The following is a 20562-nucleotide window of genomic DNA, read 5'->3' as shown; positions in this document are numbered from 1 at the left end:
AAGGGGGGGCTTTTTATGTGGAGGGAATCTCAATATGCATTCACTTGGCGACAAGGATATGACCTCATGGTCTATTGACATGGAAGCGAATTTGCTGACAATGTCGAATGTTTTGGAGAAATGGGTGGACTGTTCAGATCATGCTTTAACGCATAACCCCAATTTTTTACGTGAATATGTGTACGGTGAGGATCTTGAACGGTTTGATGCGTATATAGATAAATTATACTCTGGTCACCTATGTAATCTTGAGTATCGTATGCAGTTACCTGCAAAAGCGCTGAAGTGGGTTCAAAGTATAGGCACGCCCGTTTTTAATCAAGAGCATAAGGTTTGTCGAATAGATGGCGTCATCATAGATATCACGGAACAAAAAAATGCTCAAGCCCAGTTAGAGAGTAGCTTTTCTCTGTATCAGCAGATGTTTGCTGCGATCGATGTGGCGATTTGGTCATACGACTACGTATCACGGAAAATGTTATTCATATCGGATGCCATTCTCAATATCACGGGATATTCAGCAGAACAGGCGAAGGAAGATGACTTTTGGCTAAGAATTGCTCCTAAAGAAGAGCGGCCTTTAATTCAAGAGATTATAACTACAGTGGGGCAAGGAATAAGCAATCTCAGTGAATATCAGATCATCCATGCCAGCGGTGAACTCCGATGGGTCCAAGTCAGGATCATTCCCAGTATGGATGAGACAGGGGCAGTGGTACGGCTCAATGGGATCTTAATCGACCATACGGAAAAAAAGCAGATGCAAGAGGTTCTATTAAAAAGTGAGCAGCGCTACAAATCCCTGTTTGACCATAATCCAGATATCGTGTGTGAATTGGATCTGCAGGGCAGCATTGTGGCTATCAATCCAGCGGCAGAGCAAATTACTGGCGAAGCTTTTAATAGATTCGGAGAGAACTTATCCATTGTGAATTTATTTGGCGCAGAGAATTCGCATATGATGTCTGATTATTTTGATAAAACGGTTGGCGGAGTTCTGCAGCATTATACGGTTACTTCTGTCCGCGAGAATGGATTAGTTAACCATTGGTCGATGAAAAACATCCCTGCACATGAAAACAATCAAATTGTGGGTACCTTTGTTATCGCAAGAGATACCACTGCATCTGTGGAGGTAGAAAAGCGGCTGGCTCAGCGGGAGGCGGAGTACAGGCTTATTACAGAGAATATGGAGGATATGATTGGGGTTCTGGATCAGCAAGGGAACTTCATTATTGCTTCGTCCTCTTGTGAGAAAATTATTGGTCTTCCTGTAGGTTCAATAAAGAACACAACTATTTTGGAGTATATTCATCCTGATGAACAAGAAGTGTTGCGGGAACAGATCTTGGATATTTTTCGGACAAAAGTATGTAAGATGTTTTACAATCGGTTTATTCACATCAAAGGTCACATTATAGACCTGGAATGCTTGGGTACACCTGTTCTTGGTGAGGATGGAGAAGTAGTTAGTATTGTGATCGTAGCGAGAGACATTACAAAAAGGGTCCAGATGGAGAGTGAACTTAGAGAAAGCGAGGAACTCAATCGGCTGCTTATTGATATGTCACCTGAAGCGGTAGTACTCCATAGTGAATATAAATTCCTTTATGTGAATTTTTCCTGTTTAGGATTGTTTGGAGTTTGCAGTGAGGATCAATTGATTGGCACCTCTATTTTTAATTGGGCCCACCCGGACTATATAACGCTGGCTAGAGATCGGATGCGTGAAATCTATTATGGACCCAATCGGATATTAGCTCCTGTTGAACAAAAGGTCGTGCGGTCAGATGGATCTATTATCGATGTAGAAGTAACAGCTAGCTCAATTCTATACAAGGGTAAGGTTGCATGTATCTCTATCTTTAGGGATATCAGTGATCGGAAAAAAATTGAGGTGGAAAGACAGCTCACAGAGCAGATCATTCGGAACAGCGAGGAAAGGTATTTCAACTTACAGATGAGTCTTGATCAATTCTCGCAAGATTTGTTTGGTGCGATGAAGATCAGTCACATGGAACAACGATTACTAAAAGAAGTTAGAGAGGTCTTACGGGTTACCAATATTTGTATGATTGAAGTTGAAGATAACCATGATAAAATATGCGAGATTATTGAGACCGAGCGGGGCTATTCACTGAAGATCGGAGAGTTCCGAAGAAAAAGCTATATTCTATCCATTAATGAGAAGTCTATTTTATTAGAAATAAGTTCTGTTCGAGTGTGGCTGAAGACGATTACCCGTTATGTTAGTGTGTTATTTGATAATTTTTTGCTCATAGAAGATCTAACTAAGGACCTTGAGTTAGCGGCTTCCGAGCAAGCTCCGACATGGTTGCTGCGCTTTATGTTTAATTTATCCGAGAATGAACGCAAACGGCTGGCTCAAGATTTACATGATTCAGCACTTCAAGAACAGATCATCTGGTATCGTAAGCTTGATAATTTTTTAAGTGATAAATCCGTTACGGGGGAACTAAAGGAGCAGCTAGAACAGATCACAGAAGGTTTACTCGATGTTATCTACGAACTGCGGATGATCTGCAATGAGCTTAGGCCACCAGCATTAATCAATGAGGGGCTTGCTTCCTCACTTGAGACGTTGTTTGAATTTGCTCAGCTGCGGAACGACTATCAGATTTATTTTGAGTCAACAGCTTTCAAGCATAAGTTAAAAGACGAGATTCTAATAGGTCTGTACCGTATTGTGCAGGAACTTTTGGCTAATGCAGCTAAACATTCCTGTGCCACAGAAGTACGTATCTCCTTAGCTAGCGAAGGGCAACAGGTGCTTTTGGATTATGAAGATAACGGAATTGGAATGAGCCTTTTAGGAGAGGATTCTCTTAAGAGCATGGGGATTTATGGGATGAAAGAAAGGGTTCGCAGTATGGATGGGACCATACGATTTCTTTCGCCAGAGAATAAGGGATTAGCTGTCTTTATATCCATACCTGCAGATTAATCATGGGGCATAATAAGGGGATAGGGGTGTATTAGGCATGATTCGAATTTTGTTAGTGGACGACCATCCCTCTGTCATGGAAGGGACTAAGATGATACTGGAACAAGAGGGAGATATGGAGGTTACCCTAGCCAATTCAGCCCATGAGGCGCTTAACATGGTGGGTAGCCATACGTTTGACGTAATGTTATTTGATCTTCATATCGCTGATGGGAATGGGATTGATTTGGCGAAGGAAGTCTTAAAAATAAACGCAGACGCGATTATCTTAATCTACACCGGATACGAAATTACAAACAAATTCAACTTGATGATCGAATCGGGTTTGTTTGGATTTATTTCAAAAACGACCAATAGAGAGCAGTTGGTTGCAGCAGTGCGTTGTGCTTTAAGGGGAGATGTCATTTTGCCTCATACCCTAGTTAAACAGTTAAGAAAAGTATCACCTAAAGGAATGGAGATTAATATTGACCAAGCAAACCCGAAGATAAGCAAAAAAGAGCATGAAATGCTGACAGAGATTGCAAAAGGAAAAAGCAACAAGGAAATAGCAGAGATTGTACTTATGAGTCAACGATCGCTGGAATACAGTTTAACGAGTCTGTTCCAAAAACTAAATGTGAAATCAAGAATTGAAGCGGCAATAAAAGCTAAACGACTGGGCATATTGAAGGAGTCCGATTTCAACAATTCACTATGAAAATTCGTAACAAACAAATAGATCAAAATCCCGTTCACGGTGCTGTGAGGCGGGATTTTTTGGTCTGCGCTTTTTTTGCGGGACGACGCAATATTTTTGCGTGGTCGCGCTATTTTTTTTCGGTTACCTTAATCTGCTTACCGTATATGATGAAATAGTTCCTAAGAATTACTAAAAAATGACTAACGCCAATGAGGGGCTGAGGAAAATGAAGTGGTTTTATAATTTAAGGACAGCAGTGAAGTTAATCTCCGCATTTCTGTTAGTATCCGCAATATTGTGCTTTGTAGGATTCTATGGAATTACGAATTTGAGTAAGATGGACCGCTCTATCGTGGACATGTACGAAAATCGCTTAACACCTATAGCTTATCTGGGAGAAGCGAATGAACTATTTTTAACAAATAGAATCAATATCCGTGATATAAACACGATCGCTAAAACAGCGGCAGAAAAGAAAGAATACGAAGATAAAATACATAAAAACGTTCAAAATATTGAAGAGATCATGGGTAAATATAGCAAGACTGCGTTGAGGGAAGAAGAATTGGCGATAATGAAAGATTATCCTGAGATCTGGCAACGTTATATCACAAGTCTTGATGATACTATTGAAATTGATAAAACAAATATTAGTAATGAGAAATATACAAATTTTTTGCTTGTAAGTGATTTGCAAACAGCTACAACAGAGCTGACTGACTTTCTGCAAAATTTAATAGACATCAATATGAAGCAGGCTCAAGGTTCGATTGTTAATGCCAATGACCTTTATCAGTCCTCTCGTTTGATTACTTTTAGCGTTACTATTGTTGCGCTGCTCATCAGTATTGGTCTGGGTCTTTTAATATCGCAGATCATAGCACGGCCTCTAAATCAAGTAATGCGCCTGCTAGGTAAAGTGGCCAATGGTGATTTAAGCGAAACGTCGAACCTGGAATCTAAGGACGAGATTGGAATGCTAGCTTATTCTGTTAATGAAATGGTTCTGAACCTAAGACGCACTGTGAGCGGCATTTCCTCTTCTGCGGAAAGTGTCTCAGCTGCTGCACAGCAAATCTCAGCAAGTACAGAGGAAGTAGCTAGTGGAAGTATGAGTCAAGCTAGTGCAGCACAAACGATGAATGAGTTGTTCCGAGAATTATCTGCGGCGATTAATTCAGTAGCCCAGAGTGCTGAACAGGCCTCTGAGCTTTCAGATCAAACGATGCGTATCGCTCAAGATGGAGGGATCGTGGTTAAGAACTCCGTAGAAGGAATGGCAGTACTGGATACACAAATGTCTAGACTTGCGGAAGACTCCGATAAGATTGGTGAGATTATCGCGGTGATTGAAGATATTGCCCAACAGACAAATCTGCTTGCCCTAAACGCAGCGATTGAAGCGGCCCGCGCAGGTGAACAAGGTCGAGGTTTTGCCGTTGTTGCGAATGAAGTAAGAAAGTTAGCTGAGCGGAGCAGTGGGGCTACGAAACAGATCACGGGCATTATCAAAGAAATGCAGAAGAATACGCAGCACAGTGTAAATGCCGTAGTAGAAGGAGTAGCTTTTTCACAAAAAAATGGAGAAGCCTTTGAACATATCCTTACGATGGTGAACGATACCGCTCATAAAGTAACAGAAATTGCGGCTGCCAGTGAAGAACAGGCCGCACAATCGTCTGAGGTGATGTTCTCAATTGAGAGCATATCCGCCGCAACTGAAGAAATGGCGGCAAGCAGCAGTGAAACGGCAACGACCGCCAATGCTTTGGCTCAGCTAGCAGAAGAGTTAAATAGTCTGGTATCTATTTTTAAAGTTAAATAAACAGTGTCAGGGGTATTATCATTGATAGGAGAGGAGAAGTAGTGCAAAAAATAAAGGTGCTCGTTGTAGCTGCTTCAGTAACCATGCGTAAACAGATCTCGAACCTAATTTCGGAGGATTCAAGCCTCGAGGTCATTGGAGTAGCTCGAAATGCATCCGAAGCGATCAGCATGGTTCAAAAACTCAGGCCCGATGTCGTGGCTATAGATATAGAAATGCCGGAATTGAACGGTTTGGTAGCACTCACAAGCATAATGTCTCAGCGGCCAACACCTATACTTATCTTGAGCTCCGCTACAAAGGATGGAATAACAGCAACCATTACTGCTCTACAAAATGGTGCAGTGGATTTCATATCCAAGCCGGCTCAATCTTATGGACCTGGTCTATACAGCATAAAAGATGAGTTATTATTCAAAATTAAGAAAGCCGCTGAAATTCCTTTAAGAACTCTTATTCTTAACAATATAAACATCTCCAAAGTGAAAGCTCGACAAGAGAAACAAAACAACGTTAAGAGTGGATGTACAGAAGTTATTGAGCAGATCGTGGGAATTGGATGCGGAGTAGGGGGGCCGAAGGCATTAGAAATCTTAATTTCCTCGCTCCCGGCGAGCTTCCCGTATCCCCTTCTGGTTGTTCAACATATGCCATCTAAGTACACAAAAGCATTGGCGGAACGACTGAATCGGTTCTCAAGTGTACGGGTGGTGGAAGCCAAGGACAAGCAATCTGTGCTCGGGGGAACCGTCTATATCGCTCCAGGTAATTCTCATATGACCATTATTCAGGAGGGGCAGGATCTCAGAATAAAACTTATGAAAAAGCCTGCAGTGAATGGGCACTGTCCTTCGGTCGATATCTTGTTTGAGTCTATATCTGCACTAACTGGTCTACAGCAGCATTTAATCCTAATGACCGGAATGGGAAATGATGGCGCTAAAGGGATGCTGGCTGCCAAACACGCTGGCGCCCAATCAACGCTAGTAGAATCGCAAGAAACTTCTATTGAAAGTGAAATGCCTGAAGCAGCCGCGAAGCTGGGTTGTGTGGATTACGAGCTGCCCTCGCATTTGTTAGCCTCGAAAATTATGGAGGTTACGGGGGAGCTGAGATACCGGAGGGATGCATTTCCATCGGTTTGAACGGTCTTATTTTACTACTAAAAAAGCGTTGGCAGGATAAAATCCGCCAATGCTTTTTTTGTGTTTCATGTTGACACTTTCAAGTGATAACAATTATCATTTACGGAGCAAGAGTAGAGATTATGTAACTCATCGTATACAAGGAGCGAAGAAGGAGAGGTTTGCGATGACTTTAAATATATTGAATATGGAAATTCATGATCTTTTTGATCAATTTACAGAACGGATAGAGGGGCATGTTGAACATAACCAATGGGAACAGCGGCTTACTATTCCTTCACATATTGGTAAGGGAAGCGTCACCCGTACACGGATTCGTCCAGGTATGGAGATTATGTATACGGACATAACTTACGAACAGGATATGAAGCTCCACATTCAAGAAGCTTGTCCGTTGTTTGAACTAAGCTATAATCTAAGCGGAGAAATCTATTGCGAATGGAACGGCAAGGAAAGTTACACGGATAAACAAATGGGCAATGTCCTTTTTCTAGAGGATGTTCAGGTGTATGAAGAGAAAAAAGCAGGTGTCCCCAATCAATTGCTGGAAATACGGTTTGCTCCTAGTGAACTGCTGAATTACGCCGGAGATTTATCGGAGACACAGCAAATGGAAACCTGGCTTAGACATCATCGTGGAAATATTGATCGTTATCCAGATACTGCGGCAATCCGAAAATGTGTCTCCGAAATGATCCACTGTACCTATCATGGAACATTGAGACGTTTATATATGGAGAGCAAAGCCCTTGAATTTATTGCTTTGTTTGGTGAGTCTGATGGTTACGGTTCTGTTAGCGATAGTATGACGCTGCGGCATGATGATATTAATAATCTGAAGCGGGTACATGAATTGGTGCAAATCCATTTCGAACAACCGTTATCTATACGTGAGTTGGCTAAGCGGGTAGGGATCAACGAATTCAAGCTGAAAAAAGGCTTCCGCGAATTATTTGGCATGACGATCTTCGAGCTTGTACGTATAAAAAGGATGGAGAAAGCGCTCTGGTATATGGAGGTTGAAGGTTTGAATATAGGGAAAACAGCTGTTTCGGTCGGATATAGCAATGTCAGCAATTTCACGACGACCTTCCGTAAGCATTATGGCTGCAATCCAAGCGAATACTTAAAACGTATCGAACAACAGAGTTTGGAACGAAATAGGCTGTAGGAAGATTTGTAAATGCAGAAAGCTTAAAGCTTCAAGTGTTAGAACATAGGGTTCGGAATCGAACGTTATCTTCTGCATGCTTGAGGTTTTTTTGTGTTTGCTCCCTTATCAAGGAGTGAACCTCCCTTAACAGGTAGAGAAAAAGACCACTCTGAATGATAATAATTTCATAGATTGCAGATAAAAAGGTGGTCATACAATGGAACAACAACAAGTAGATTCGCGACGGTGGTATGCGCTGGGAGTTATTTTACTGCCAACATTACTTATTTCATTAAATACTTATATGATTCAAGTTGCGCTTCCATCTATGCAATATAGCTTGAACGCAAGCTTTTCGGAAGCACAGCTTATCGTTACCGGATTTTCGCTAGGATTAGCTGTGGCGTTGATTATTAGTGGAAAGCTTGGGGATATATACGGCAGAAAACGGATGTTGATGATCGGGGTGAGCGGGTTTACGGTCATGGCAGTGTTAGGCGGATTGACCTCAGATCCGGCACTTCTGATTGTTATTCGGATTGTGCAGGGATTGGCTGCGGCGCTTATTCAACCTCAGGTTCTATCTACGCTGCAGGTCAGCTTTCTGCCAAAGGAAAAAGGGTTTGTTTTCGGCATTTACGGCGCAATGATTGGCATTGGATTTGCATTCGGATTCATCCTCGGAGGTACTATTGTGAATTGGAATCCGTTCGATCTCGGTTGGCGGACAGTATTTTTTTTCAATGTGCCATTTGGACTTCTCGTCCTGCTGTTAATGCCGATTGTACCTGAAACACGGGCTGAGCAGGCGGGCAGTATTGATTGGACTGGAAGCTTCCTACTGCTGATCGGTTTGTTCCTGCTGATCTATCCGTTGTCAGAGGGACAAAAACAAGGGTGGCCGTTGTGGATTTTTGGCTGTCTAATGTTAGCTCTTTTCGTGTTGTTTACTTTTATCTGGGTTGAAAATCAAAAGGGAAAGCAGGGGACGTTACCGTTAGTCGATCTGTCTATTTTCAGAGATCGAACATTTAGCGCTGGTCTGGCAACCGTTCTTGTCCTTTATCTAAGTATGTTCTCTTTCTTTTTTATTTTGAGCTATTATATGCAATTTGGTTTGCACTATAGTGTTCAAGATACGAGTATGGTTTTCTTGCCTATAGGGATAGGCTTTTTTCTGACTTCCCTAATCTCGTCTCGAATGGTCAAAAGATGGGGGATGAGTGTACTTAAGATAGGAGCGCTGATGATGGGGAGCTGTATTCTGCTGCTTATGTTAGAGCTAAATGTGGACGTTACGCAGCTGCTAGACCCTCGTAATATCCTACTATTATTGATATATGGTTTCGGTCTCGGAATGGCTACTACTCCTCTAGTCAGCGTTACGCTTAGTTCAGTACCCACAAAGATCACGGGCACGGGTTCAGGCTTGATCACTACCTTTATGTATTTTGCAAATTCGTTAGGAGTGGCGTTAATCGGTATTTTATTCTCCGCTTCGCTAAAGCATTCTCTTTTGGAAGCAGATCTAGCGGATTATGTAAGGGCGTTTTCCTTCTCATTAGCAGCAATCGGTGGACTTGCTTTTACTGGTTTTCTTTGCCTTTGTTTTTTGCGGGAGCGGAAATTGTAGAGGAGGTATCCTGCTTTTTTTGCGCTGTGAGCAATCTAACAAACGAACGCCCTTCTTAGCTTTATAGTAATACCGAGTGATTGAATTCCATTTAATGTAACTCACTCCAAACCTATCAATGAGAAGGTGCCAGGATGTCCATACTGCAAGTAGAGAATCTCTCGAAAGAATATAAAGGCAAAGGCAAAACGAATCGGTTTCGAGCGCTGAACGGGATTAGTCTTAGTGTGGATAGCGGCGAGTTTGTGGCGATTATGGGACCCTCGGGGAGCGGGAAAACAACACTTTTAAATATACTAAGCGGAATCGACACGGAGTATAGTGGGGTTGTAAGAATTGCAGAGACTAGTATAAGTGAGATGTCCAAGAACGAGCTTGCGATTTTTCGCCGGCAGCGTATGGGATTCGTTTTTCAGGATTACAATCTGCTGGATAGTCTGACCCTACGGGAAAATATCATGGTGCCCATGGTGCTGGATGATCAAGAGGTAGAAGATATCAATGCCAACACAGATGAGACGTTATCGCTATTTGATCTCGATGAGGTGAAGGACAAATATCCTTATATGGTTTCAGGGGGGCAACAGCAGCGGGCGGCGATCAGCAGGGCAATTATTAATCATCCAGATGTGATTTTTGCGGACGAGCCGACAGGGAATTTGGATTCCAAATCCTCGAGTACGGTGATGAAGACCTTCGCCAAGCTCAACACTCTAAAAGGAGCAACGATAGTGATGGTCACGCATGATCCTTTTGCGGCCAGCTATTGTAATCGGGTGCTTTTTATCAAAGATGGGAAGGCTCTACTAGAGATTGCTAGAGAGAATAAAGAGCGCAGAGCATTTTTTGATCTGATTCTGGAGAACCTGGCCTTTATTGGAGGGGGAGAAGATGACCTTTAGGAGAATGGCATTTCAGATATTTAAGGCGAATCTTAGAAGATATTTGTTATTTTTCCTATGCAGCAGCTTTACGGTCATGATCTTTTTTACATTTTATTCGCTGTACAGTAATCCTGATTTTAATGACCCTTATCAAGTGAATGGGATGGTGTCAGGTAATTTATATGCTCCTTTTTTGGTGATAAGGGTGTTTGCTGTTCTGTTTATTGTATATGCTCAAATGGCCTTTTTAAAATTCAGAAAAAGCGACTTTGGGCTATTAATGGTACTTGGAATGACAAGCCACAATATCCGCAAAATCATTTTGTTCGAGAATAGCATGATCGCTTTAGTCTCGATTCTCACTGGTTTAGGTGCAGGGACAGTTTTCTCCGGTATTTTTTTCTTTATTGTTTCGCTGTTTGTAAATATTGGGGACAGTGCTTTTATACTGACGCCGGATAGTTATCTGTATACCATTAAATTCTTCGCGGTGATTTACATAGTGGTGATTGCAGTCAATTTGCTACTAACTTTGCGATACAGTATTTTACGTCTTTTAAAAGAGTCCAGAACCGCAGAACGCAACCTGATTCATGGGAAAATCACCGGGGTCATCGGAGTTTTACTCTTGGGAATCTCCGTTTATAATATGCTCACTCATTACAACCCTTCCGATGCTCGCATGATGTTAATAAATCTGGGAATTAGTATGTTAGGCGTTTATTTGCTGCTGTCAGGACTTGGGGACTGGTTGAAACTTTTTATATCGCGATCAAGCAGAGCATATCACAAGCACCTGCTGTTTAGTTCCAATTTGATCTATACCCTTGGTCGCTCCAAAATAGTGCTTTCTCTTATCACCTTCCTCGTCTTCATCACGATTTCTCTAAGCGGAATTATTTTTTATTTGACCTGGAATGCTGAGGATATTCCGGTTGCAAACAATCCATATGATATTGCCTATTCAGAAGTATTCGGAAAAAATAGCATCTCACCAAAAATACTAAGCGAGATCACGGATCATGGCGCCACGCCGCTGCTTTCACACCAAAAGCTGGAGTATATCGACTTGTTTAATTTCAAAATATTTCTGGACCAGAATATAAACGCATTAATCGGTACTGATTATCATGTGGAGAAAGATCACTTTCTAAATCTGGCCATAGTTGCACAAGGAGAAGAGTGGAAGAATCAAAGACCGGAAATGCCCACCTTTGATCTGATGCTTGCTTCCGGGAAGCATACGCTGTATTCACAAGGTATCCTATTTGACATGGTATTTAACCCTGTGCCGAATCTAATGAATGGTCTTCATATCATTGTAAACGAAGAGGATTATATGGCGCTGAAAGCGGAAAATAAAAAAGCGATCGGTAATCTTCAGCTCCTGAATTTTAAGGATTGGAAAAAAACTGCGGATATAGATGCTAAATTAAATGCCGCTTTAGCCAAATATAACAAAGACAATACAGAGTCCTGGTATGGCAATGAACGGCAAGAGGCCCTCGTATTCTCTACGAAGTCTAGAATAAGTGACTATCTACAGTTACAGGAGTCTGGCCGATTTGGAATCTTCGTAATTTCATTTGTTGGTTTAATATTTTTCGGCGCCTCCGGGATAGTGCTGCATTTCAGTATTCAGACCGATTTAGAGCGTGAGCGGATCAAATTCAGGAAGCTGAACAAGATTGGAATTACTTCTAAGGACGTGGCCCGCATTATAGGCGGCCCTTTAAAAGTGCTGTTTTTTCTCCCGTATGCATTAGGTATTGCATTGTCTTCTTTTTATGTTGTTAGTTCTTCCAGGGTTGAAATGTCTACAGCTCTGGAGCCGATGTGGTTTTGTTTGTTGGTAGGCGGAGCATATCTTTTATTTCAAGTCCTTTTTTATCGTATATACACCAAAATATACACTCGCAATATGCTGGCACATATTCAGCTACTCGATATTCCTTTAATAGAACAAAAGGGGATTTCAATTTAATCCCAAATATGATAATATTGGTGCACAAAACGTAGGGGGATTCCATTTGAAAAAGATTTTTTCCAGAATTGCAGTCGCATTAATGATCTTGACCCTTGTTGCGATAGTCACTTGCTTTTATATTGGTGAATTCACCTATGCGTATGGATTAATTTTAGTGCTGTTTTTCGTATTTGCGGGGATGGGGCAGCTCTATAAGCTTAAAAATGATGAGTATATGTACAAAAAACTAAATAACACCAATGAGTATAATGAATATACTAGATGATATAAATTCAACAGAAACTTCTTATGTATAGCCAAACACCCCACTTTAGACAGTGCCTAAAGTGGGGTGTTTTTGTATGTGCCTATGTTTATTTCTTACCGTTGCGTTCAAGAATCATATCTACGAACAGATCAATCTGTGCGGTAATCGCAATCGGATCATAGCGGTAGTAGGTATCAAAATCATTGTAAAATAGATGATCGTTCTTCGCAGCATCAAGTCCGTTCCAAACTGGAGATTCCTTCAGTTCTTTCAGCTTATCCCCTTTTTTGTCAGGATCATAAGTGGTGAGGAACATGTAGTCAGCTGCATATTCTGGCAATAGCTCCATGGACAGCTGCAACGTTTGGTTGTCGTTGCTGTTCTTAGTAGGCATTTTTAGCTTAAGTGCGTTATAAAGGGCTTGTCCGCCACGGCCAGCATTATTTCCGAAGGTCCATAGCTCCCCTTTATCAGTCAGCTCATAGATTCCAAAAGTATCATTTTCATTTACGACACCTTTAAGCTTCTCGCGGCCTTCAGCAGCCTTTTTCTCAAAGTCAGCAATAAATTGTTCAGCTTTGTCAGGCACACCTACAATGTCACCGAACAGTTTAACAGTTTCATAGATATTTGTAGCGGTTCCGTATGGAATATGAATGGTTGGAGCAATTTTGGATAAAGCATCGTAGTTATCATCGTACATAACGACGATCAGGTCAGGTGTAAGTTCCAGAGCTTTCTCGGCGTTAACTGGAGCACCGACATCTTGTGTATTTGCGAGCAGGTCTTTCAAGAAGGGATTATCAAAGGTACTAGGTTCGACACCTACTACATTTGCTCCTACGGAGAGCAACTCCCCACCATAATAATCTGTAATAATCCGTTGTGGTTTTACAGGTATCTGTACAGTACCTTTAGTGGTTTCATAGCTACGCATTTCAGCAGCTGAAGCCTCAGGAGCAGCCGTTGGCTCAGTGCTTGGTGCTGTAGTTGCTTCTGTTGTTGCTGTTGGTTTATTAGATGAAGCATTGTTCGTTCCCCCGCAAGCTGTCACAAATACAGACAATAACATTATGAGTGCCAGGATGGGGAAGAGGGTCTTTCTTTTTAGCATGATAAACCTCCCTATATATATGTACCAACAAATAATAATGAGAATCATTATCATTATTATTTTCAATTTGAACTTTATCAAATCCTAGATTTCCTGTCAATGCAATAAAATAAATGCCTCCTATTAAATCTATCTATTGCCAAACCTAGGAAGGCTCATTTACAATAGCATAGTGATAATGAGAATCAATTTCATAGAAATAAGGTGGCATTCATGAATCAACAGATATCTTCCAAGATTAGACCTAATAAAGGGTCAGCCATACAAGAGTTCCGTTCACGTCCTTGGGCTGCCACGTTAATCTTGGTTGGCGGTCTGGTACTATTAGCACTAGGTATCGCTGTTTCAGTCTCCTTCGGAGCGGCTGATATTAAACTTTCTGTGGTGTGGGCAGCCGTGTTTCACTTTAATCCGGAGATCATGGATCATCAGATTATTAGGGAATTACGATTACCCCGTGTACTTGGCGGGGCCATGATAGGGGCCAGCTTTGCAGTTGCGGGTGCCATTATGCAGGGGATGACCCGAAATCCACTCGCAGATTCAGGTTTGATGGGCATTAACTCAGGCGCAGGATTTGCGCTGGCGCTTTGTTTTGCATTTTTCCCGAACTTATCGTTTATGTATTTGATCCTATATTCCTTCGTTGGTGCCGGAGTAGGGGCTGGGGTTGTGTATGGGGTCGGTTCATTGGCCAAGGGAGGGCTGACTCCTGCACGTCTGGTGTTGGCGGGTGCTGCTTTTAGTGCACTGCTGTCAGCACTGAGTGAAGGGGTAGCTTTATATTTTCACATTGGGCAAGATTTGGCTTTCTGGTATGCGGGAGGCGTGGCTGGGACGAAATGGATTCAGCTTAAAGTCATGTTCCCTTGGATAGGAGCAGCGTTAATAGGAGCTATGGTATTATCCCGGTCGATTACAATGCTCAGCCTAGGTGACGATGTTGCTAAAGGGCTAGGCCAGCGCACAGGGCTTGTTAAGCTGGCAGGGACTTTAATTGTATTGATTCTGGCTGGATCATCAGTTGCCGTAGTAGGAGCCGTTGGGTTCATTGGACTAATCATTCCCCATTTGACCCGTTTTTTTGTAGGTGTGGATTACAGATGGATCATTCCATGTTCAGCTATTCTCGGCAGTCTGCTTGCAGTATTTGCAGATTTAACAGCACGGATGATTAATCCCCCTAATGAAACGCCGCTTGGAGCCATTATTGCACTGATCGGTGTACCTTTCTTCCTTTATCTTGCACGTAAAGAAAGGAGGGAACTGTAATGATAGAGAAAACTTCATTCGATTCCTTCCAAGCCGCCAAAAATAAACGTGGCTTAGTTATAATGATTATTTTAGCTGTACTGATTGTTATTGCTTTTATTATTAGTATGAATACAGGATACATACGTTTGACACCTATGGAGCTGCTTAATACGTTATTCGGTAAAGGGACGGATAAGCAAGAGTTAATCTTGTTTCAATTTCGGTTACCGCGTATTGTGATCTCCGTTCTGATAGGCGCAGGTTTGGCTGTATCCGGAGCTGTGATGCAGGGCGTCTTTCGTAATGCTTTGGCCGACCCCGGCATCTTAGGGATTAACGCTGGCGCAGGAATTATGGTTATGCTGTTAATTTCTTTTTATCCAACGGCAACCGCGGCTCCGGTGTATCTGCTGCCTATGGTAGCGTTTGTTGGTGCGGCAATTACTGCTGCCTTGATTTATGTCTTAGCTTATAAACGGCATGAAGGAATAAAACCCATGCGCCTGTTGCTGACCGGTGTAGCGGTTGCAGCTGGAATGAGTGCAGCGATGATCGTGCTGACTCTTCGGCTGGATCCGGAGAAGTATCAGTTTGTGGCTACTTGGCTTGCCGGGAGTATTTGGGGCACAAGCTGGAAGTTTGTACTTTCATTACTACCATGGATCGTAATTCTCGTGCCGTATGTCATCTATAAAGCAAGGGTAATGAACGTCCTTAATTTGGGTGAACAGACAGCCGTAGGACTTGGGGCTGCTGTAACCAAAGAACAATTCCGGCTTCTTGCGGCTGCGGTTGGTCTAGCTGCGGCAAGTGTTGCTGTGAGTGGCGGGATTGGCTTTGTCGGCCTTGTCGGTCCCCATTTGGCGCGACGGCTAGTTGGGCCCAAACATCAGCTCATGCTGCCAACCTCAGCGCTGCTCGGCTCTCTGCTAGTCATTATAGCGGATACCATTGGACGCTGGATCTTACAGCCATCTGAGATCCCCACTGGAATCGTTGTTGCTGTAATTGGAGCGCCATACTTTTTGTATTTGCTAGCCCGTACTAAATCTTGATGAAAGAGGATGGTCACTCACCGGAAGGAGCGGATTTTTACAATGTTGCGTCGTTTTTTTGCTTACTATAGACCCTATAAGGGATTGTTTATTCTTGACTTCTCCTGTGCTATTGCTGCTGCACTGCTGGAACTAGTCTTCCCGCTGGCCGTTAACCGGGTAGTGGATGATATGCTGCCAAGTGGGAATTGGAAATGGATTCTCTATTCTTGCCTCGGTTTGCTGGGGATCTATATCGTCAGCGCCTTTATGCATTTTGTCGTCACTTATTGGGGGCATAAGCTGGGGATTAATATCGAGTCGGATATGAGAAAAAAGCTGTTTGATCGTGTACAGAAGCTCTCTTTCAACTTCTTCGATAATAATAAAACAGGCCATTTGGTCTCACGGATGACAAATGATCTGATGGACATCGGTGAGATTGCCCACCATGGTCCTGAAGATTTATTCATAGCAGTGATGACGCTGCTGGGTGTATTCGGTATCATGCTTAGCATTAATTGGCAATTAGCTATTCTGACCTTTGTAATTGTCCCGCTGATGATTTATTTATCCATGTACTTCAGTCGCAAAATGTCAAAAGCGTTCCACATCATGTTCGCGGACATTGCTGACTATAACGCACGCGTAGAGAACAATGTAAGCGGGATCCGTGTTGTGCAAGCTTTTGCTAATGAGAATCATGAAATTTCCCGCTTTGCAGTTAATAACGAACGCTTCCGTATTACGAAGCTAATGACCTACCGAATTATGGCTTGGAATTCATCCTTTAGCTTTGTGCTCATGAAGCTGGTCTCGTTATTCGTTCTTGTGTGCGGAACCTATTTTGTAATCCAGAAGCAGATGACCTACGGTGAATTTATTGCCTTTGTGATGTTGTCTAATGTCTTCTTAGGACCTTTGCAACAGATTAACTCGGTCATTGAGACCTATCCTAAAGGGATCGCTGGTTTCAAACGTTATCTTGAACTGCTTGAGACGGAGCCAGATGTTGATGACGCAAAAGACGCTAAGCCAGTGTCTCATCTGTCAGGGAATATAACCTTCCAGGATGTAGCTTTTGCTTATAGTGATAAAGAAAAGGTGCTAACCAATGTGAACTTATCGATTTCAGCAGGAGAGACCGTTGCGCTTGTGGGTCCATCCGGTGCTGGTAAGACAACACTTTGCAGCTTGCTGCCACGCTTTTACGATGTAAGCGAAGGCAACATCTCTATTGATGGAATAGATATTCGCTCCATGACGTTAGAATCACTTCGTTCCCATATCGGGATTGTACAACAAGATGTATTCCTGTTTGACGGAACTATCCGTGAGAACATTGCTTACGGCAGATTGGGAGCTTCCGATGAAGAAATCTGGGAGGCTGCAGGGCGCGCTCAGCTGGAAGAACTGATTAAATCTCAGCCCGCCGGGCTGGATACAATGATCGGAGAGAGAGGCGTCAAGCTTTCTGGCGGCCAGAAGCAGAGGTTGTCCATCGCCCGGATGTTCTTGAAGAATCCGACGATTCTCATTCTGGACGAAGCTACATCTGCACTGGATACTGAAACGGAGTCCGCTATACAAGAGGCGCTCGCAGAGTTGTCTGAGGGACGCACAACACTTGTTATTGCTCATCGCCTTGCAACGATCAGAAATGCGGACCGGATTGTTGTCGTTGCGGAAGGTGGCATCGCAGAACAAGGTAAGCATGAGGAACTGCTGCAGACTGCCGGAATTTACAGCCGATTGCATGAAGCGCAGTTTGGAGCTTAAGTAGCTGAAGGGATCACTAGAATATAATTTTGGAGGGACACAATGAATAAACAACTGGAATTATACGATGTAACCATTATTGGTGGCGGACCTGCTGGGATGTATACAGCTTTTTATAGCGGAATGAGAGACTTGAAGACAAAGCTAATTGAAGCGAAGGATGAGCTCGGAGGAAGAATGCTTATCTATCCCGAAAAAATGATCTGGGATGTAGGAGGCGTAACCCCAACTCTTTGTCATCAACTAATCGGTCAGCTCAAGGAGCAGGCTCAAACCTTCGATCCGACTATTGTGCTGGGTCAGCAAATTATGAATCAAGAGAGACAAGAGGATGGAACGTACATCCTGACCTCTTCTACTGGGGAACAACATTGGACCCGCACAGTCATTTTGGCCATTGGTTACGGAATTCTGCAGATGGCAAAGCTTGAAATTGAAGGTGCAGATCGTTATGAGGTGACAAATCTTCATTATACCGTTCAAGAGCTGGAGCCGTTCCGCGGTAAAAGAGTGCTAATCTCCGGTGGAGGCAACTCCGCAGTAGATTGGGCGAATGAATTGGAGCCTATCGCTGCAAGTGTGACGATTGCACATCGCCGTGAACAGTTTGGCGGGCATGAGAAAAACATTGTACGGATGAAGGAATCCTCAGTCAATGTCCGTGCGCCATATGCAGTAAGCCAATTACACAGCAGTAATGGTGAAACGATAGATCAGGTTACGATCAGTCATATAGAGACAGGTGAAACAGAGCAGTTTGAAGTGGATGCTGTCATTGTGAATCATGGTCTGAAAAGCGATTTTGGTCCGTTAAAAGAATGGGGCCTTGATATGGGCGAATGGTGTGCGAATGTAACTGATAAGCTAGAGACTAATCTTCCGGGTATATTCGCAGCAGGTGACTTTGTGGATTATGCAAGCAAGGTTCGTTTGATCGCAGGTACTTTCACAGATGCGGCTCTGGCGCTTAATAGCGCTAAGCTGTACATAGACCCAACCGCGGCCAAAGTCGCTTACGTATCTTCTCACAATGAACGGTTCAAAGAGAAGAATAAAGCGCTTGGAGTCGTTGACGACCACTAAGGATAGAGGCTTCTCAAACCATAAAATCTGAAGTTTTATATAAGGCGTATAGGGGATCTTATCCATTTCGAGCGGAGAGAAACCTTATACGCTTGCTTTATATTTTATGAGTTATTAAGTCTAGAAGTCTGGAAGGGAGCAGGAATGAAGCTATCTAATAATAACCCGGTTCATAGAATTTATCTGTTAAAAGAGGCAGGAAAACGCCAATGCGGCGGCGGTCACATTAGTAAACCCCAGATTGCCCAGTCCCCACTCTTCCTGACACCAATAGAAGCTATCGTTCAAATAACCATAGAAGGAGAGACAGTAGCTCTTAAAAATGGTGAAATTCTTTTTCTAAGCGCAGGTGCGACTTATCAAATTAATGCTCCATTAGAGACCGTTATCTCTGTTCTAGCAATCTCCTATGAGGTATATGGGCTAAGTAATAGCACTGAGCAAGAATTGGTCTATGGACTTTGCCGTGAAATTTTTCCGGTCAATGGGATTTTACCTATACGTACGACGAATAAAATAACCCGCTTATTCAGCGAATTGGAAGACGTTGCTGCCAATAATTTAGAAGCACAGGCAGATAGAATTCAATCCTTGCTGTATCAGCTACATCAACTGGTCGTAGAGGCTGACGCTGAAGCAGACATTACGGATAGTTCATATTTCAGAATGCTCTCTTTTATCCACCAGAATTTGCAAAGGGAGATTACGCGGGAGATGATGTCTCGAATGATGGGCTTCAATCCTCGTTATTTCTCAGTATGGTTCCGCAAGCAGACGGGTTGGAGCTTCACCGAATATGTAGCGCATTTAAGAGTAAATAAAGCGAAAAAACACTTGATGTCCAGCAAAGCAACCATACAGGAAATTTCGCAAAAAGTAGGCTATACAGATGGACTATATCTGAGCCGGAAATTCAAGCAAGTCACCGGGATGACCCCAACAGAGTTCCGTTTGCGTCCCAAACCAAAGCGGATAGTAGCGTTGCAATTTTTAGGGGATTTACTTGCGCTGGGTGTGAAGCCTGTCGCGGTTGAAGAAGATGTGATGAATTACTCCTTGCTTTTGCTGCCGGAACTGGCGGGTGTACGATCATTTGAGTTGCAGGGATGTCCGGAGGAAGCAGAATGGCCTGGGCTGGAAGCCGATTTAGTTATTGCACCAACCTATCTGAGCCCCCGTCAGCTTAAATGCATGGAGAAGTTGGGTCCACTAGTTACGGTAGAGTGTGATAAAATGGACCGCCTGGAACAGATTCGTTTATTCGGCAGACTGCTGGGAGAAGAGGAGCGGGCAGAGGCATGGATAAGGCACTATCATTTGAAAATAGATTTGGCCAAGCAGCGCTTGTCCTCACTAATTGAATCTGGTGAAACGGTAGCGGTGTATGAGATCAGGCAAGATAACAGTATTTATATCTGGAATCATACAGCCCGCGGGGTGTACAATCTGTATCCAATGCTGGGGTTAACTCCACCGGACAAGGTAAGGTCAGATGTTCTGGAGCGGAATGATCATTTATGCATCTCACTGTCGGAATTGCCAATATACGCGGCTGACCATATGTTTGTGGTTGTATCAGGACAAGAGGACTGGATGTCGAGGACACGTAAACGGATTAGTAAAAGTGCGGTTTGGCGCAATCTTCCAGCATTCAGGAATGAACGCATATATTACCTGAAGCTTGAGGAATTTTGGGGCAGCGAAGGGCTTGCGCTCGAACGCCAATTGGAGATACAGACAGATTTGTTAACCGGCCATAATTTAAGCTGACAATCGT

15 protein-coding genes are annotated in these 20562 nt (G+C 43.0%); 14 read left to right on the top strand and 1 reads right to left on the bottom strand.

Features of this window, described 5'->3' with window-relative positions; all coding sequences use genetic code 11:
- Positions 1-34: 34 nt before the first annotated feature.
- From NYE58_RS25450 to NYE58_RS25410, 9 genes are all read left to right on the top strand, one after another.
- Positions 35-2965: a sensor histidine kinase gene (locus tag NYE58_RS25450; RefSeq protein WP_341003319.1), complete on the top strand. Its 2931-nt coding sequence runs from the start codon at positions 35-37 to the stop codon at positions 2963-2965.
- A 37-nt stretch (positions 2966-3002) separates the two neighbouring features.
- Complete coding sequence (locus NYE58_RS25445) at positions 3003-3665, top strand: response regulator transcription factor (protein WP_076219667.1); 663 nt, start codon at positions 3003-3005, stop codon at positions 3663-3665.
- 208 nt (positions 3666-3873) lie between these two features.
- The gene (locus tag NYE58_RS25440; RefSeq protein WP_341003318.1) at positions 3874-5472 is read left to right on the top strand and encodes a methyl-accepting chemotaxis protein; all 1599 of its coding nucleotides are present in this window, start codon (positions 3874-3876) and stop codon (positions 5470-5472) included.
- A gap of 41 nt (positions 5473-5513) precedes the next feature.
- Positions 5514-6617, top strand: coding sequence for a chemotaxis-specific protein-glutamate methyltransferase CheB (cheB, locus tag NYE58_RS25435; protein WP_341003317.1), 1104 nt, complete (start codon positions 5514-5516; stop codon positions 6615-6617).
- Positions 6618-6783: 166 nt separating this feature from the next.
- On the top strand, positions 6784-7788 hold the full coding sequence (locus NYE58_RS25430; RefSeq protein ID WP_339244269.1) for a helix-turn-helix transcriptional regulator: 1005 nt from the start codon (positions 6784-6786) through the stop codon (positions 7786-7788).
- Positions 7789-7987: 199 nt separating this feature from the next.
- Positions 7988-9403, top strand: a complete 1416-nt coding sequence (locus NYE58_RS25425; protein ID WP_341003316.1) for an MFS transporter — start codon at positions 7988-7990, stop codon at positions 9401-9403.
- A 134-nt stretch (positions 9404-9537) separates the two neighbouring features.
- A complete protein-coding gene (locus NYE58_RS25420) occupies positions 9538-10305 on the top strand; it encodes an ABC transporter ATP-binding protein (RefSeq protein WP_339244265.1) in 768 nt (255 codons plus the stop codon).
- A complete protein-coding gene (locus NYE58_RS25415; RefSeq protein WP_341003315.1) occupies positions 10295-12271 on the top strand; it encodes an ABC transporter permease in 1977 nt (658 codons plus the stop codon). The genes NYE58_RS25420 and NYE58_RS25415 overlap by 11 nt, the downstream gene beginning before the upstream one ends.
- A gap of 46 nt (positions 12272-12317) precedes the next feature.
- Positions 12318-12539 (top strand): hypothetical protein, encoded by a 222-nt coding sequence (locus tag NYE58_RS25410; protein ID WP_076276691.1) that lies wholly within the window; start codon positions 12318-12320, stop codon positions 12537-12539.
- A gap of 88 nt (positions 12540-12627) precedes the next feature.
- Here the strand turns inward: NYE58_RS25410 and NYE58_RS25405 are convergent, their stop codons facing one another.
- Positions 12628-13635, bottom strand: a complete 1008-nt coding sequence (locus NYE58_RS25405) for an ABC transporter substrate-binding protein (RefSeq protein WP_076276692.1) — start codon at positions 13633-13635, stop codon at positions 12628-12630.
- 213 nt (positions 13636-13848) lie between these two features.
- Between NYE58_RS25405 and NYE58_RS25400 the strand changes: the two genes are divergently transcribed.
- From NYE58_RS25400 to NYE58_RS25380, 5 genes are all read left to right on the top strand, one after another.
- On the top strand, positions 13849-14907 hold the full coding sequence (locus NYE58_RS25400; protein ID WP_076129506.1) for a FecCD family ABC transporter permease: 1059 nt from the start codon (positions 13849-13851) through the stop codon (positions 14905-14907).
- 62 nt (positions 14908-14969) lie between these two features.
- Positions 14970-15944 (top strand): FecCD family ABC transporter permease, encoded by a 975-nt coding sequence (locus tag NYE58_RS25395; RefSeq protein ID WP_370510750.1) that lies wholly within the window; start codon positions 14970-14972, stop codon positions 15942-15944.
- A 42-nt stretch (positions 15945-15986) separates the two neighbouring features.
- On the top strand, positions 15987-17702 hold the full coding sequence (locus NYE58_RS25390) for an ABC transporter ATP-binding protein (protein WP_076104415.1): 1716 nt from the start codon (positions 15987-15989) through the stop codon (positions 17700-17702).
- Positions 17703-17744: 42 nt separating this feature from the next.
- Complete coding sequence (locus tag NYE58_RS25385) at positions 17745-18785, top strand: NAD(P)/FAD-dependent oxidoreductase (protein ID WP_076129508.1); 1041 nt, start codon at positions 17745-17747, stop codon at positions 18783-18785.
- 144 nt (positions 18786-18929) lie between these two features.
- A complete protein-coding gene (locus NYE58_RS25380; RefSeq protein WP_076276695.1) occupies positions 18930-20555 on the top strand; it encodes an AraC family transcriptional regulator in 1626 nt (541 codons plus the stop codon).
- The last annotated feature ends 7 nt before the right edge of the window (positions 20556-20562 follow it).

It is taken from the genome of Paenibacillus sp. FSL L8-0708 (genome assembly GCF_038009325.1).
Classification (GTDB): Bacteria; Bacillota; Bacilli; order Paenibacillales; family Paenibacillaceae; genus Paenibacillus_AQ; species Paenibacillus_AQ odorifer.
The sequence above is the reverse complement of the archived record's forward strand: the minus strand, read 5'-3'. Positions and strand labels throughout refer to the sequence as shown.

What these genes read in the sequence shown, in the direction of transcription:
- NYE58_RS25425 (WP_341003316.1), top strand. Translation starts at nt 7,988, where the DNA reads ATGGAACAACAACAAGTAGATTCGCGACGGTGGTATGCGCTGGGAGTT.
- NYE58_RS25405 (WP_076276692.1), bottom strand. Translation starts at nt 13,635, where the DNA reads ATGCTAAAAAGAAAGACCCTCTTCCCCATCCTGGCACTCATAATGTTA.
- NYE58_RS25415 (WP_341003315.1), top strand. Translation starts at nt 10,295, where the DNA reads ATGACCTTTAGGAGAATGGCATTTCAGATATTTAAGGCGAATCTTAGA.
- NYE58_RS25430 (WP_339244269.1), top strand. Translation starts at nt 6,784, where the DNA reads ATGACTTTAAATATATTGAATATGGAAATTCATGATCTTTTTGATCAA.
- NYE58_RS25445 (WP_076219667.1), top strand. Translation starts at nt 3,003, where the DNA reads ATGATTCGAATTTTGTTAGTGGACGACCATCCCTCTGTCATGGAAGGG.
- NYE58_RS25450 (WP_341003319.1), top strand. Translation starts at nt 35, where the DNA reads ATGCATTCACTTGGCGACAAGGATATGACCTCATGGTCTATTGACATG.
- NYE58_RS25395 (WP_370510750.1), top strand. Translation starts at nt 14,970, where the DNA reads ATGATTATTTTAGCTGTACTGATTGTTATTGCTTTTATTATTAGTATG.
- NYE58_RS25400 (WP_076129506.1), top strand. Translation starts at nt 13,849, where the DNA reads ATGAATCAACAGATATCTTCCAAGATTAGACCTAATAAAGGGTCAGCC.
- NYE58_RS25440 (WP_341003318.1), top strand. Translation starts at nt 3,874, where the DNA reads ATGAAGTGGTTTTATAATTTAAGGACAGCAGTGAAGTTAATCTCCGCA.
- NYE58_RS25420 (WP_339244265.1), top strand. Translation starts at nt 9,538, where the DNA reads ATGTCCATACTGCAAGTAGAGAATCTCTCGAAAGAATATAAAGGCAAA.
- NYE58_RS25390 (WP_076104415.1), top strand. Translation starts at nt 15,987, where the DNA reads ATGTTGCGTCGTTTTTTTGCTTACTATAGACCCTATAAGGGATTGTTT.
- NYE58_RS25385 (WP_076129508.1), top strand. Translation starts at nt 17,745, where the DNA reads ATGAATAAACAACTGGAATTATACGATGTAACCATTATTGGTGGCGGA.
- NYE58_RS25380 (WP_076276695.1), top strand. Translation starts at nt 18,930, where the DNA reads ATGAAGCTATCTAATAATAACCCGGTTCATAGAATTTATCTGTTAAAA.